The sequence below is a fragment of the Mesorhizobium sp. WSM4807 genome (genome assembly GCF_055811615.1).
The window spans coordinates 33044-47688 of record NZ_JBVVQY010000027.1; the positions used below are offsets into that span (position 1 = coordinate 33044).

At 62.5% G+C, this 14645-nt stretch carries 16 protein-coding genes; 8 read left to right on the forward strand and 8 right to left on the reverse strand.

The genetic code is table 11. The features are described 5' to 3' along the window. Window positions 1-49: 49 nt before the first annotated feature. The 5 genes from AC0L3N_RS26740 (at window position 50) to AC0L3N_RS26760 (ending at window position 3150) form a co-directional block, all read left to right on the forward strand. Window positions 50-472: a cupin domain-containing protein gene (locus AC0L3N_RS26740; protein WP_123145967.1), complete on the forward strand. Its 423-nt coding sequence runs from the start codon at window positions 50-52 to the stop codon at window positions 470-472. 97 nt (window positions 473-569) lie between these two features. Continuing rightward, window positions 570-1004, forward strand: a complete 435-nt coding sequence (locus AC0L3N_RS26745) for a CBS domain-containing protein (protein ID WP_123145968.1) — start codon at window positions 570-572, stop codon at window positions 1002-1004. Between the two features lie 64 nt (window positions 1005-1068). Beyond that, window positions 1069-1713: a glutathione S-transferase N-terminal domain-containing protein gene (locus AC0L3N_RS26750; protein ID WP_473550476.1), complete on the forward strand. Its 645-nt coding sequence runs from the start codon at window positions 1069-1071 to the stop codon at window positions 1711-1713. After that, window positions 1700-2452: an SDR family NAD(P)-dependent oxidoreductase gene (locus AC0L3N_RS26755; protein WP_123147299.1), complete on the forward strand. Its 753-nt coding sequence runs from the start codon at window positions 1700-1702 to the stop codon at window positions 2450-2452. The genes AC0L3N_RS26750 and AC0L3N_RS26755 overlap by 14 nt, the downstream gene beginning before the upstream one ends. 50 nt (window positions 2453-2502) lie before the next feature. Then, the gene (locus AC0L3N_RS26760) at window positions 2503-3150 is read left to right on the forward strand and encodes an HD domain-containing protein (protein ID WP_473550478.1); all 648 of its coding nucleotides are present in this window, start codon (window positions 2503-2505) and stop codon (window positions 3148-3150) included. A gap of 200 nt (window positions 3151-3350) precedes the next feature. Here the strand turns inward: AC0L3N_RS26760 and AC0L3N_RS26765 are convergent, their stop codons facing one another. The 4 genes from AC0L3N_RS26765 to AC0L3N_RS26780 are packed head-to-tail and all read right to left on the reverse strand — an operon-like array spanning window position 3351 to window position 7882. After that, window positions 3351-4043 (reverse strand): response regulator transcription factor, encoded by a 693-nt coding sequence (locus AC0L3N_RS26765; RefSeq protein WP_123145970.1) that lies wholly within the window; start codon window positions 4041-4043, stop codon window positions 3351-3353. Beyond that, window positions 4033-4422, reverse strand: coding sequence for a response regulator (locus AC0L3N_RS26770; RefSeq protein ID WP_473550479.1), 390 nt, complete (start codon window positions 4420-4422; stop codon window positions 4033-4035). The genes AC0L3N_RS26765 and AC0L3N_RS26770 overlap by 11 nt, the downstream gene beginning before the upstream one ends. Next, window positions 4419-5066, reverse strand: coding sequence for a response regulator transcription factor (locus AC0L3N_RS26775; protein WP_473550481.1), 648 nt, complete (start codon window positions 5064-5066; stop codon window positions 4419-4421). The genes AC0L3N_RS26770 and AC0L3N_RS26775 overlap by 4 nt, the downstream gene beginning before the upstream one ends. After that, window positions 5063-7882, reverse strand: a complete 2820-nt coding sequence (locus AC0L3N_RS26780; RefSeq protein WP_473550482.1) for an MASE1 domain-containing protein — start codon at window positions 7880-7882, stop codon at window positions 5063-5065. Before AC0L3N_RS26780 ends, AC0L3N_RS26775 begins: the two co-directional genes overlap by 4 nt. 304 nt (window positions 7883-8186) lie before the next feature. Here AC0L3N_RS26780 and AC0L3N_RS26785 point away from each other — a divergent pair, with 304 nt between their 5' ends. From AC0L3N_RS26785 to AC0L3N_RS26795, 3 genes are all read left to right on the forward strand, one after another. Further along, entirely contained in the window at window positions 8187-8708 is a 522-nt protein-coding gene (locus AC0L3N_RS26785; protein ID WP_473550484.1) for a carboxymuconolactone decarboxylase family protein, read from the forward strand. Between the two features lie 507 nt (window positions 8709-9215). Then, window positions 9216-9566, forward strand: coding sequence for a YciI family protein (locus AC0L3N_RS26790; protein ID WP_473550485.1), 351 nt, complete (start codon window positions 9216-9218; stop codon window positions 9564-9566). 31 nt (window positions 9567-9597) lie between these two features. Continuing rightward, window positions 9598-10872: an RNA polymerase sigma factor gene (locus tag AC0L3N_RS26795; RefSeq protein WP_473550487.1), complete on the forward strand. Its 1275-nt coding sequence runs from the start codon at window positions 9598-9600 to the stop codon at window positions 10870-10872. Between the two features lie 708 nt (window positions 10873-11580). Here AC0L3N_RS26795 and AC0L3N_RS26800 read toward each other — a convergent pair. From AC0L3N_RS26800 to AC0L3N_RS26815, 4 genes are all read right to left on the reverse strand, one after another. Further along, complete coding sequence (locus AC0L3N_RS26800; protein WP_123147303.1) at window positions 11581-12285, reverse strand: GntR family transcriptional regulator; 705 nt, start codon at window positions 12283-12285, stop codon at window positions 11581-11583. A gap of 102 nt (window positions 12286-12387) precedes the next feature. Further along, on the reverse strand, window positions 12388-13128 hold the full coding sequence (locus tag AC0L3N_RS26805) for an aspartate/glutamate racemase family protein (protein ID WP_473550489.1): 741 nt from the start codon (window positions 13126-13128) through the stop codon (window positions 12388-12390). Between the two features lie 8 nt (window positions 13129-13136). After that, window positions 13137-13859 carry an ABC transporter ATP-binding protein gene (locus AC0L3N_RS26810; protein ID WP_473550490.1) on the reverse strand — a complete coding sequence of 241 codons (723 nt, stop codon included), beginning with the start codon at window positions 13857-13859 and terminating at the stop codon, window positions 13137-13139. Window positions 13860-13861: 2 nt separating this feature from the next. After that, a complete protein-coding gene (locus AC0L3N_RS26815) occupies window positions 13862-14641 on the reverse strand; it encodes an ABC transporter ATP-binding protein (RefSeq protein ID WP_473550492.1) in 780 nt (259 codons plus the stop codon). Window positions 14642-14645 lie beyond the last annotated feature (4 nt).

Genomic DNA, 14645 nt, shown 5'->3' on the forward strand with positions numbered 1-14645 from the left:
CTCGGCCGGCGATCACCCGCAATCTCAACCGCAAACTGGAGCCAGACAAATGATCAGGAGCATACTCTACAGCACCGCCGCTCTCGCGGCGTTCATCGCCACCGCCGCGCTGGCCGACAATACGGCTAGCGCTTTCAAAAACGTGAAGCTCGTTTATGATCAACCGCTTCCGAACGTGTCCGGCAAGAGCATGAGAGGTGTGCTTGTCGAATATGAGCCAGGCGGCAACTCGCCCGCGCATCTCCATCCCAAATCTGCCTTCATCTACGCCACGGTTCTCGAAGGGGCGATCAAGAGTCAGGTCAATGATGGCCCGGTGGTCACCTATCGCGCCGGCGAGAGCTGGTCCGAATATCCCGGCGATCGTCACCGCGTCAGCCAGAATGCCAGCGCGACTGACCCCGCCCGGCTGCTGGCCGTCTTCATCGTCGACACCGACGAGACCGAACTTGTGCTCCCCTACGAAGAATGAGGTCGGGATTTCATCGCCCTGTCTCAAGGGGAAGAGCGCCGCGCCGCCGAGCACCTGAAGCATTCGCGGCGCGGCCACGCAACCAAGGACGGCTGCAATGATCATCGACAAACTGCATGCTTTGACGTCGCCACGTCTCGCCGTGATCGACTTTAATGCCACCGTGCAAACTGCCGCCCATTGGCTTTCCCGGCCTGGAGTCGGTCTCGTCGTGGTGTGCAACGGCAGCGGAAACGCGGAAGGTGTCCTGAGCAAATCCGATCTCGTCCGCCATCTCGCAGGTTCGATGTCGGCGCCGCCGGTGTCGGCCCTGATGAGCAGGTCTATCGTCTCGTGTAGCCTGCAGGACGATGTCCACGCGGTGTGGCAAACTATGGCTGCGCGAAACCTTCAAAATATTCCCGTGATCGACGATGCCGCCAGGCCTCTCGGCATATTGGACATACGCGACGCGATGAAAGCTCTGTTCGAGCAGGAAGAAATGCAGGAGCGGATGCTCTTCAATTACGTAAGCGGGGTCGGTTACCGCTAGCCCCACCCCGCAGCGACGCCACCACGCCCTTAAGAAGAAAATCCCCGCCAGAAGGATCGTAAAGATGAAATTATATTACAGCCCACTCGCCTGCAGCCTGGCCGATCACATCGCCTTGCTCGAGGCCGCAGTGCCGTTCGAGCGGGAGAGCGTAGACCTGAAAACGAAGCGGACGGCCGCGGGAGCCGATTTCAACGATATTATCAGCAAGGGCTACGTGCCGGCACTAGTGCTGGACAGCGGGGAAATCCTTACCGAGAACATCGCCATTCTCGATTGGCTCGCCATGCAATATCCGGCGCTCGGCGTTCCGGGCGATCTAGGCCGCACGCGCGTTCTGGAAGCGCTGGCTTTCATCTCGACCGAGGTGCACCGCAGCTTCAAGCCAATGTGGCACGGCGGTGCCGAAGCCGAAAAGGCGCAGGCCAGGGCAAAGATTTCAGGACTGCTCTACAATCTGGCTGATACCCAGGTCGGCGGCTATCTGTTCGGCGAAACGCCCAGCGTCGCGGATTTCTACCTGTTGGTGATGCTGCTGTGGGCCGATCGTTTCGATGTGCGCATCCCCGCATCATTCGTAGCGCTGCGTCACCGCATAGTGAGCCGTCCTGCGGTGCAAGCCGCCATGCGGCAAGAGGGACTGATCTCGTTGATGAACAATGAACCAGCGTCTCGGGTTCCTGAGGGGCGAGATCATGTCGACGCTTGATAACAAGGTCGTCATCGTCACCGGCGGAAGCTCCGGCATCGGCCGCGCCGCAGCCCTGAGCTTTGCCAGGCAAGGTGCGAAGGTCCTCATCACAGGACGCCGCTCGGGGCCGCTGGAGGAAACAGTCGCCGCGCACCCGAACATCGCCGGCCTTGTCGCCGACGTTGCGAAGGCCGAAGACGCCCAACGCACAATCGCGAAGGCAGTCGACACATGGGGCCGCTTGGACGTGCTGGTGAACAATGCCGGCGCTGGCGCTCTCTTGTCTCTGGGGGACGCGACCGCTGAGCGGATCAACAACATCTTTGCGGTGAATGTCGTTGGCCCAAGCCTGCTGGCGGGGGCGGCGATTCCGCATCTGGCGGCGGTGACGGGAGCGATCATCAACATATCGAGCACGTTCGGTCACAAGCCCGGGGCTGGTCTCTCGCACTACGCCGCCAGCAAGGCGGCGCTGGAGCATCTCACTCGCTGCTGGGCGCTGGAGCTCGCGCCTCTGGGCGTGCGCGTCAACGCCGTTGCTGCCGGCCCGACCGAATCGGGAGCGCTGACAGGCATGATGGGGCTCTCTCCGGAACATGCAGCAGTTATCGAGGAAGCTGAGCGCGAGCAGATACCGCTCAAACGACGTGGCAGTCCGGACGACGTAGCCAGGTGGATCGTGCATCTCGCCGATCCGGGATCCGAGTGGGTGACCGGACAGGTAATCGCCGTGGATGGGGGCTTGGGCCTCACATGACGCACGTGCCGGCGAACTGCCGGTCGAAAATCGCTGAGGTGACTATGGACATGAACCGAACCAGCGGTCGAATCCTGTCAGGGATTTCGGTTCCCGATACGCCGCTCGTGGAACAGGCCCTCGTTTATGCCCGTCGGGAAAGCGAGCCCTATCTGTTCAATCATGTCGTCCGTTCCTGGTTGTTTGCGGCACGGATCGGGCAGCTTCGGAACATCGACCACGACGCGGAAGTCGTCGCCTTGGGGACGCTGTTGCACGACATCACGCTGAACGAGCGCTTTGACGGTCCACGCCGTTTCGAAGTCGAAGGCGCCGATCTGGCCCGGATATTCGCCCGGCAACGCGGTGTCGACCAGCGCCGAGCCCAGCTGATCTGGGACAGCGTCGCCCTCAACTCGACACCATCCATCGGCCTCTACAAGGAGGCGGAGGTAGCGCTCTGTACCGCCGGAATCTGCTTGGATGTGGTCGGCCTGCAATACGAGCTTATCCCCGCAGCAGAGATAGCGAGGATCGTTGAGGAATTCCCGCGGCTCGACATGAAGCGGCGCATGACCGGGTGCTTCTCTCACATCGCCGAGGCCAGACCGGAAACGACCTACGACAATTTCGTCCGGGATTTCGGTGAACGCTATGTACCTGGATACCGAACTCCTTCATCCGTCGATCTCGTGTCGAACGCGCCTTTCGAAGAGTGAACACGTTTAAGGGCCAAATTATCCGGCAGTTCCGCGCTTAGAAGGCGACATCGGAGGTCGTACATTGCTGTACGCCTTGAATTGCCTTGACCCGACAAGTCCGCTGCCTTCAAGCTGACCTCCTCGTGCTTCACGAGGAGGGATATCCCTGCGCTAGCCGATCCTTTCGGACGGAAGCATCCATCGCCTTGTGCCAAAGTCTAGTTCGCGCCGGCGTCGCGCATCGCCGCCGGCAGCGTCTCCCATGCGCGGATCAGCTCGCCGATGGATGCGGCCTCCATCTTGCGCATGACATTGCCGCGGTGCAGCTTCACCGTCACCTCACTAATGCCGAGATCGAAGGCGATCTGCTTGTTGAGGCGTCCACGGGCGACCTGATGCAGAACCTCGCGCTCGCGTGGCGTCAGCGTCTCGAGGCGGTCGAGGTTGCGCTTGACGACCGCAGCTTCCGCTCGCCGCGTGGCATCCGTCGCGATGCCCGCAAGTACGGCGTCAAGCAGCGTCTGATCCCGCACCGGCTTCGTCAGAAAGTCCACCGCACCGGCCTTCATCGCCTGCACGGTCATTGGAATGTCGCCGTGCCCGGTCAGGAAGATGACCGGCTTGGGGTTGCCGGTTTGGGCCAGATGGCGCTGCAAGTCGAGGCCGCTCGACCCCGGCATTCGCACATCGAGGATCAGGCAACCGGAGCTGTCCAGTACGTCGGCATTGAGCAATTCGCGCGTCGAGCTGAAACAAACAGGCTGGAATCCAGCGGAAAGTATCAATTCGGACAGCGCCTCCTGAACAGACGCATCGTCATCCACAATGATGACGAGTGGCTGCTCCGCTTCGCTCCTCCTCTGCGCTGACAACGGAGCCGATCCCCGTAAGTGTGGCTGCTCAACTCTCATGCTCACCTCCATTTTTCGATTTGCGTAAGGCATTGCCGATGGCTGCCAGCATGACCTGCGCATCGAACGGCTTGCGGAAGCATCTGCTGACGCCCTGGACTCTGTCCGCATCGGTAATCTCGTCGCGCCCAGTGATCAGGAATATCGGCAGATCCGGGCGCACCTTCTTTACCAGGTCACAAAGCTCGAAGCCGTCCATGCCGGGCATCCCAATGTCGGTGATGAGAACGTCCAGGCCGGCCAGCCCGCTGATGAGCAATGATCGTGCTGACGAGAAGCTGCGTGCCGCATAGCCTGCGGACTCCAGCAGATCCTCCAGCGACTCGACCACCCTTGGATCGTCGTCGACAACCGCAACAACGGGTCTTCCCTTGGTCACGCCCGGCTCCCCCCCGCTCGGCGCGAGTGGGTGACTGGTATCTCCAATCGCTCCGCGGTCCTCACGAGATCAGCGAGCGACGCCGCCGCCATTTTCTGCATCACGTTCCTTCTATGGATTTCCAGCGTGACTTCGCTGATCCCCAGCTCGGCGGCGGCCTGCTTGTTGAGCAGACCACTCACTACCAACGGCAGCACCTCGCGTTCGCGTGGCGTCAGCTCGAGATAGCGTCGCCTCAGCACGCTTAGTTCAGCGCGCGCCGATCTCCTTTCCCGATCCTCGGCTATCGCCGCATGGATTGCAGACATAAGATCGGCATCGCTGAAGGGCTTGGTGAGAAAGTCCACGGCGCCATGCTTGATCGCCTGGACGGATGAAGGAATGTCGCCGTGCCCTGTTATGAACACGATCGGCGGATGATCTCCCTTCGCAATCTGCCTCTGCAGATCGAGGCCGTTTATGTCGGGCAGCTCGACATCGAGGATGAGGCATGCCGGGGCGTCCGGTTTGTCCGCACTGATGTATTCGCCGGCCGATCCGAACGCGGCGGCGCGAATGCCGTGCGAATCGAGCAACTCGCTCAGCGCTTCCCGTAGGCGCGCATCGTCGTCCACGATGAAGACGATATGGTCATCCGTGGTCATGGCGCCGCTTTCGTTTCAATAGGCAAGGTGAAGACGAACGTCGCTCCCTGCGGTTCGTTCTTCTCCGCCCACAGGCGTCCGCCATGCGATTCGACGATCGAACGGCTGATCGCGAGCCCCATGCCCATTCCGTTCCCCTTCGTCGTGAAGAACGGCTCGAATATCTTGTCGGGAAACGCGACCCCCGCGCCGCGATCACTGATCTCCGTTTGGACCACATCGCCCACGCGGCGGACCCTCACCCCAAGAACCCGGTCACCCGCAATGGAGTCCATCGCATCCATGCCGTTTCGAATGAGGTTCACCAGGACCTGCTGGATATGTACGCGGTCGAGGGCGAGAAGCGGCAAGCTGCTTCCGACATCGACATCCAGGCGGACGCGCCGCCGCGCCGCCTCCTCGGCCATAAGATCGCGCGCCTCGGCTATGATGCTACCGAGCATCGTGCGATTCCTTGGCTCCACGGATTGCCTGAACAAGGCGCGGATTCGGCTGACAACTTCCGCTGCCGAGTTGGCGTCCCGGATGATGCGCTCGGCGGTGATCTTCGCGCGCTCGAGGTTTGGGGGTTCGGCCGAAAGCCAGCGGTGGCATGCACTGGAGTTGGCGACGATCGCGGCGAGTGGTTGGTTCACCTCATGCGCGATAGATGCCGAGAGCTCGGCAAGGCTGGCTGCCTGGCTCGCACGCGCTAGACTTGCTTGCGCCAGACGCAGCTCTTCCTGCGCCCGAACTTCCCCATCGATGTCGATGGAAATTGCGTACCATTGCACGATCGCGCCGCTTTGGTCCCGCACCGGCTCCCCGCGGCCGTCGACCCAGCGATACGCGCCATCCGCATGACGCATACGATACTTCATAAAGTAGGGCTCCCCGGTGGCGAGGGAGTGGCGAACCGTGTCGAGCAGGAGAGGTGCATCGTCGGGATGGACGAGGGCCTGTATGGCTGCCGCCAGCCGGCTCATGTCAGGCTTGTCCAGTTGCGCCAGGTCGTTCAAGCCGAAGAAGTCTAGCAAGCGCTTGTTGAAGAAGGTCGGCTCGCCTTCCGGCGTCAGACGTCTGATATGGACGGGAACCATGTTCACGAGCTGCGAGAGCTCGCGCTGCCTATCGCGCAAGGCTTCCTGCGCACGCACCTCATCGTCGATGTCGAGGGAAACGCCGTACCATTCCGCGACCTCACCGTCTTCGTTACGCCGAGGCTCCACCCTGCACTCGGCCCAGCGATACGCGCCGTCCTCTTCGCGCCAACGAAATCGCATCGTGGACACGCCGCCGGTTTCGAAGCAATTCCGTAGAGTGTTCTGCACCTTCGGAGCATCTTCGGGATGGATCAGCTCTTGAAGCAGCTTCTCGATGCGCGGCTCCTCGATAGCTTCGAAATTCGCGATGACGGAGCGGAAATGGTCCTGGTAACGCTTGTTGAAGTAGACCGGCCCGCCCGTAGGCTTTGCGCTCCAGATGCGGACCGGCACGGCGTCGATCGTCTCCCGCAACTGCCGCTCGCTGCGCCGTAACGCCTCTTCGGCGTGCATCTGGTCGTCGATGTCGTGACAGAGGCCGTACCATTGGACGATGCGCCCCTCCTGATCCCTCATCGGCTCGGCGCGGCTCGACATCCAGCGGTAGGTCCCGTCGAGGCGGCGCAAGCGGTACCGCATCGCAAAGACCTCGCCGGTGGCGAGGCGATCGCGGAGCGTGTCCCCGAACGCCGCCGCATCGTCCGGATGGACGCCGGCCTCTATCATCGCGGTCAAGCGGCTCATGCCCGGCTTGACCGTATCCGCCACGTCCAGGCCGAGAAAATCGACCATGCGCTTATTGAAAAAAATCGGCTCGCCGTCAGGCGTTAGACGCCAGACGTGGCTCGGAACCATATCGACGAGCTGCGAGAGCTCCCGTTCCCGGTCTCGCGATGTGGCCAGCGCCAGCTGATATTGCCGGGATATGGCCGCCACGATGAGCGCCGAAAATGCCGAGATTGCCAGGAAAAGCTGCAGCATGACCTGCCTTTCCCTCTGGGACTCGGGATCGCCGACAAACTGGCTGTCACCGGATATCGTCAGCGCCATCGTGATCAGGGCGAGGAGCGTCAAGGCGACGGCAGCACCTCTGAACTCGAAGCGCGCCGCGGCCCAAAGAAGGGGCGGCATGATGATGTAGGGGGTGGGCAGATAGACGTCGCTCAAGGAAAGTGCGGCGACCCCTAGGAAGATCAGACCTAGGACGCCGGCTTCCGCCCGCTGCGCGGGAGAGAATTGGGTCTTGCTGCGCCAATACTGGATCACGACCAACGCCGGTGGCGCTACGAGCAGGATTCCGGTGGCGTCTCCAATCCAAAACAGCGGCCATACCGCCGTGAAGGTTTGCGATTCTACCCCAAACCACGCAAGCGTCGCGCTTCCCACCGTCGCGCTTACGAGGGGCGCAACTCCAGCACCCAGAACGACGAATGCGAGAACTTCCTGCAAGGTTTCGAGCCGAACCGGGCGCCCGCATGTCCGGTTCACCAGCGTTGCGCCGACAGCCGCGCCGAGGGCGTTGCCGACATAGATCAGAAAGCCCGCAGGCAGCGGACTGTGGAACCACACGAACTGCGCGAACATCTCCGCCAGGCAACCCGCCAGTATCCACCACGGCCAACTGTAAGGCGAGGTGAGGATGAGCGTCGCGATGAAAACGCCGCCCGGAGGCCAAATGGAAACCGTTATTCCGGGGACGATTGCGAGCGCCTGGGCGAACCCGCAGCCCAAGACATATGCCGCAAAAAATAGCCCCAGATGAAGGAATTGCGGGCGCGACCAGACGGACATCATCGGTTTCTCCTGCCGGGCAAAGAATGGCTGGGGATTGTCAACGCTGCGTGTAGCACGTCTCCGCGATATCTGGGCTGGCGATCTCATGATCTCGGCTGGCGAACTCATGGCCCACTCTAATTCGGCGCCCCCCCGGCTGCACCTCATGGAAATCCATGAGGCGTGGCCGAAGCGTACTTGGCCTAGCCCTCAGGATGACACTGCCTAGACCAGCCGAGTGGCGACATGGCCTCTCGCATGATGGCTCGGCCCGGCGCGTCCCGGCATGATTTGCAGGCGATAAACCGCCTTCAAGGAGACATTCATGAATATCACCACCAAACCGACGGCGGAGGCCGGGACCAAGCGTGGGCCCCGTGTTAACTGGGCCGATCAATCTCCGGAACTCGTGAAGAAGTTCACCGGGGTTGTAACGGCTCTCCGTGCAAGCTCGATCGAGGAGTCCATCCTCAATCTTGTCAGTATTCGTGCTTCGCAGCTCAACGGCTGCTCCTTCTGCCTCGATATGCACGTCAAGCAGGCAAAGATGCACGGCGAGCGCGAACTGCGCCTCTACCACTTGGCCGCGTGGAGGGATTCGACCCTGTTCGCCCCACGCGAGCGCGCCGCACACGCATGGACGGAAGTCCTGACCAAGCTGCCGGACCAGGGCGTTTCCGATGAGATCTATGAGCGCGTCCGCACGCAGCTGTCGGAAAAGGAGATCTCCGATCTTAGCTTCGCTGTCATGGTGGTCAACTCGTGGAACCGCCTCAACGTCGGCTTCAAGACCGTGCCGGGTTCCGCCGATGCAATGTATGGCCTGGACAAGGCGGGGCTCAATTAGCCCGCTACAGACCGGCGGCGCGGCTGTCGCCGTGTCGCCGCTGATCCCTGGCGGTGCGCAATGACCCGCCGGGGACGCGCTATCGACAACCATGCGTATCGCCGAATCGCTGCGGCCGGCTTCCGCCGCGTTTGCCGCCACTGCCGGCCAGTGCGCCTTTCCCACGCTCATTTCACGACAATCCGAGAACTCACCCAGGACTTGGCCGGACACTCGCCCTGCGAGCTAGCTCGGCCGTCTCGCGTTTCATTCCATCACGCCGGCCAGTTTCAAGCAGCCTCCTAGCCGCCAAAATTGACACGGCAACGCAACTCACGACGCTGGACGAGTTGTCGGGGTTAGATGGGGTTGGTCAATCGGACCTGTTCACTCGCCCATCGTCTTTAGAGCCCGGGCGTGATTTTATTCAAAGCGCATGTCGATCCGCCGGGGGCTGGTTCGTCGACTTATTAGCGAGACTGTTCAGCGGCCATCACGTCCGCGGCTCGCCTCAGGAGGAGTTCTCAAATGCGCTTCATGTCGTTCGTCACTTCCGCCCACGCCGGACCGCCAACGGCGGAACTCATCGAGGCGATGAACAAGCTCGCCGACCGGGAAATCAAGGCCGGCCGCATGGTCGACATGGGCGGGCTCACGCCGGTCGCGATGGGCGCGCAGGTGCGCATCGCCGATGGGAAGCTCAGCGTCATCGATGGCCCGTTCGTCGAGGCGAAGGAGGTCATCGGCGGCTACGCGATCATGGAGTTCCGGAACAAGGAAGAGGCTGTGGCATCGGCGGTCGAGTTCATGCAGCTCCACAAGGATTTCATGCCGGATTGGGAGGGTACGTGCGAGGTCCGCGCGTTTGCCGTCCCTTGAGGCGACGTTCCTGCAGACGCGGTCGGCGGCCATGACGGTCGCCGACGCCCATCGCACGATCCTCGCCGTGTGGCGGATCGAGCAGCCTCGGCTGATCACCAGTCTGGCGAGGATGCTGCGCGATGTGCCCCTGGCCGAGGATTTGACGCAGGAAGCCCTGCTGGCCGCCCTTGAGCGGTGGCCCGCCACAGGCGTTCCGGAAAAACCCGGCGCCTGGCTGATGGCGACCGCCAAGCGCCGGGCCCTGGATCATCTGCGCCGCAGCCGGATGCTTGAGCGCAAGCACGACATTATCGCCTGGGACATGGAGGAGGAGCAGCTGGCCATGCCCGACCTCGACTCGGCCCTGGACGACGGCATAGGCGATGAACTGCTTCGGCTCATCTTCACCGCCTGTCACCCGCACCTTTCGCGCGAGGCGCGCGCGGCGCTGGCACTGCGGATGATCTGCGGCCTGACAACCCAGGAGATCGCCAGGGCCTTCCTGCTGCCGGAGGCGACGATCGCCCAGCGCATCGTGCGCGCGAAGCGGACTCTTTCGGAATCGGGGCTGGCCTACGAGACCCCAAGCGGCGAGGAGCTCTCAAAGCGGCTCTCCTCGGTGCTGGAGGTCGTCTACCTCATCTTCAACGAAGGCTACACCGCGGCGAGCGGCGAGGACTGGCTGCGCCCCCAGCTCTGCAATGAAGCGCTTCGCATGGGCCGCGTGCTCACCTCCATCGTGCCGCACGAGCCCGAAGCCCATGGACTGCTCGCTCTGATGGAGCTGAACGCCTCGCGCACGGCGGCGCGTACTGATGCAGGGGGCGAGCCAATCCTCATGCTGGACCAGAACCGCGCACTCTGGGACCAGCTCCAGATCCGGCGCGGGATGCAGGCGCTCGGGCGAGCACGCGAATTAGGCGGAGCCGGCGGCATTTACGTCCTCCAGGCGACGATTATCGCCTGCCACGCCCAGGCGAGGACGGCGGGCGATACCGACTGGTCGCGCATCGCCGGACTTTATGCGGAGCTGGCGGCTGTCGTGCGCTCGCCAATCATCGACCTCAACCGCGCGGTTGCCGTCGGCATGGCCGAGGGCCCAGAAGTGGCGCTGGTGATCGTGGACCGCCTTGCGCGCGAGCCGGCGCTCAAAGGCTATCACCTGCTGCCGAGCGTTCGCGGCGACCTACTCCACAAGCTCGGCCGTTACGAGGAGGCGCGCGCCGCGTTCGAAGCGGCCGCGACGCTGGCGGGCAACAGGCGGGAACATGACCTGCTGAGACGGCGCGCCGCCGAGGCGGCCGACGCAGCGATGTCATCATAATCCCTGATCAGACAAGGACATGGTCGACCCCGGATCGACCGCTTCCGGGGCTTTTGTCATTTTCCCTGTGTAAGGTCTGACGTGGATATGGCTGAACGTCCGCTTTCCCGCCGAGCCGGAGTTCCAAGGTGGTTCCGTGAAACGGCAGCTTAGGGTCAGTTCGCGACCCTGGCCCCAGCAGGTTGAACGTCTGATATCTTCGTTATGAAACCTGAGGCTGCCGGTCCTCTCTCGGCGCCAAATGCGACAGTTTTGGTTCTCGGCTCGGAAGGTCGCTCTTGGCGCAACTGAGCCCATCACGAACAGCGGATCCGCAGCATGTGAGCGAAGTCGGTATGACGTTGTTCGACGTTTGTTCGCGCAAAGTTGCATAAGATTGCAGTGTGGAACTGGCCTCTCGCGAGGGCCATCGACCGATCGCATCAAGTCGTATCTAAAGGCCATAAGAAAAACCGGCAGTTTGCCCAATCCTTGCTGCGACTGCGCTGCGTCAAGCTCTGATCGGGCGCGTTGCCCGACCGTTGTGCGGGAGGGACTCTACGGCCCAGCAGGAGTAGCTGCAGCTGGAGGGCAGCGCCGCGGACTCAACGAGCGCTACTGTTATGACAGCAGGAACGAAGAAGCAGTCCTCATGGGCCGATGCATGCTATGCACGCCCAGCATGGTGCGGACATAGGCGAACTCCGGCGAAGAGTTTGACGGCGGAGATCAGCGCAAGATATCCGACAGGCTCTCGGGCTTCTTCTCGCCAAGCGACAGATCAAGGCCCGACAGAAGGTCGATGAGATGACTTCGCATCAGGTCGGACGCGTTTTTTGCGTCGTGCTTTTCGATGGCATCGACGAGGGCGTGATGGGCGTGGCTTTCGCAGGTGGTGTCGCGGCGGCGCCAGTAGAGCGCGATGATCAGCGACGACCGCGACAACAGGTCTTTGACGAAGCCGGTCAGGATCGAATGGCCGGCGATTTCGGCGATGCCGACATGGAATTTTGCCGACAGCATTATGGCGTCGCTGTCGCGGCCGGCATGCAGAGCCTCGTGCTCTTTTTCGAGATGAAGCCGCAGTTGCGCGATCTCGGCCGGCTTTGCCACTTCGGCGGCAAGCGCCGCGACCTTGGGCTCGATCAGCGCCCGCGCTTCGAACACCTCGCGCGCTTCCTGCTTGGTCGGCTGGGCGACGAACGCGCCGCGGTTCGGCTCGAGCCGAGCCAAGCGGTCATGCGACAGCGCCTGCAGCGCCGCGCGTATCACCGCGCGGCTCACCGAATAAATCGAGGCGAGTTCGTCCTCGGGCAGCTTTGTGCCCGGTGCGAGGCGGTGGCTGACGATGGCGTCGCGCAGGCCGGCATAGACCGGAAACCAGCGCATCGTCGGCTTGTCGCCATCCCGTGTCTTTGGTCCAAGCAGGTCCATCGTCTCATTGTCCCGGCGGCCGGATCGCATAGCGGCGCGAACACCGCGTTTCCGGCCGGACATCGAACATCCTGTGTGGGAATGTCAACAATTTTGCACGCATCAGGATACACGGCCGGAGGGCGAAAAGGGGGCAAAGATTCCGGCGAAGGATTTTTCGAGTGGAACCTGGTAGCCGCCGCGCTTCGAGGTCGACAGGCCAAGGCCGACGAGGCTCTCGCAGAGTTTTACCGCGCAGGCGACGCCGTCGAGCACGGGAAGGCCATGTTCGCGGCTGAGCGCGGCGGCGAGGTCGGCCATTCCGGCGCATCCCAGCACAATCGCTTCGGCCCGGTCGTCGCGGATGGCGCGCTCGATCTCCTCCGAAATTCGATGGCGGGCGTTGGAGTCGGGCACTTCGAGATCCAGAACGGGAACGTCGCTTGCCCGCACCCTGGCGCAGCGGCTGGCGAGGCCGTAGCGCACCAGATTGTGCTCAATCGCCGGCACCGAACGCGACAGCGTCGTCACCACGCTGAACTTGCCGGCAATCAGGCTCGCCATGTGAAACGCCGCTTCGCCGATGCCGACCACCGGCATCTCGCCAACGCAGCGTACTGCGTCGAGGCCGGTGTCGTCGAAGCAGGCGATGACGCAGGCGCTCGCCGCCGGATGTCTCTGGATCTCGCCGATCATTCCCGGGATGGCGAAGACCTCGTCGAAATAGCCTTCGACGCTCGGCGGCCCGTCCTTCGGATTGACGGCGATGATCCTGGTGCCGGCCGAAGCCGCGCCGCGCGCCGCCTCGCCGATCTTTTCGGTCATGGACGCGGTGGTGTTGGGATTGACGACGAGTATGTCCATTTGCGCTTTCATATTTCGCCGCCGAGATAGAGTTTCTTGACTCGGTCGTCGCCAAGCAGCTCAGCCGAATGTCCGGCCAGCGCGATCTTTCCGGTCGTCAGTGCGTAGGCGCGCTGCGAGATGCGCAGCGCCATGCGCGAATTCTGCTCGACCAAGAGAACGCTGACCTTTTCGTCGCGATTGATCGCCACGATGGAGCGGGCGATGTCCTGGACGAGCTTCGGCGCGACGCCGAGCGAGGGTTCATCGAGCAGCAGAAGCTTCGGTTTGGCCATCAGCGCCCGCCCGATCACCAGCATCTGCTGTTCGCCGCCGCTCATCGTGCCCGCCGTCTGGGAATAGCGTTCCTTCAGGCGCGGAAATCGCCCGAGCACCATGTCCAGCGTCCTGGCGATTTCGGCCTTGTCGGTGCGGGTGAAGGCACCCATCATCAGATTGTCGCGCACCGTCATGTAGGAAAAGACGCGCCGACCCTCCGGCACCATGGCGATGCCCATCCTGACCAGCTCGTCCGGGCGCGTTCCGTCGATGCGGTGGCCGTGGAAATGAATCTCGCCGCTGCGGACCTTCTTCAGGCCGGTGATGGCGCGCAGGATCGAGGATTTGCCCGCGCCGTTCGCGCCGATCAGCGCGACGGTCTCGCCCTCGTTGACGTTGAGCGACACGCCCTTCAGTGCATAGACATGGTCGTAGTAGAGTTCGACGTCGGAGACTTTCAGCAGTTCGCCCATGGCTAAAATCCGATCGTCTCATCTTCGGCGCCGAGATAGGCCTCGATGACCTTTTCGTTCTCCTGGATTTCCTTCGGCGTTCCCTCGGCGATTTTCACACCGAAGTTCAGGACGACGATGCGGTCGGAAATGTTCATGACGGCGGGCATATCGTGCTCGACCAGCAGGACAGTCACGCCGCGCTTCCGCACGCCGCGCACCATCTCCACCGCGCGCACGGTTTCGTCATGGTTCATGCCGGCGAAGGGCTCGTCGAGCAGAAGCACGGTCGGGTTCGTGGCGAGCCCGATGGCAATACCGAGCGCGCGCAGATGGCCGTGAGGCAGCGTGCTGGCGATCTCATGCCGTTGCGCGCCGAGATTGAGGAAGTCGATGATCTCGTCGGCCGAGCGGCCGAATTCATCCTCGTCGCGCCGTGCGGTATTCGTGCCGAGATAGAAGCCGGCAAGGCTGGCATTGGAACGCAGGTGATGCGCGATGATGACATTGTCGCGCACCGTCATGCCCTTGAAGATCGTCGTCTCCTGGAACGTGCGCACCACGCCCTTCCGGGCGACGATATGCGGCGCCAGGCCTGAAATCCGCTCTCCCCGGAACAGCACTTCGCCCGAGGTCGGATTGAGGAAAGAGGAAATCAGCTTGAACAGCGTCGACTTGCCGGCGCCGTTGGGGCCGATGACGGAGAGGATTTCGCGTTCGCGGACCGCGAAGGAAACATTGTTGACCGCGACCAGCCCGCCGAAGCGTTTGGTCACTGCCTTGATCTGGAGAAGCTCAGTCATGGTC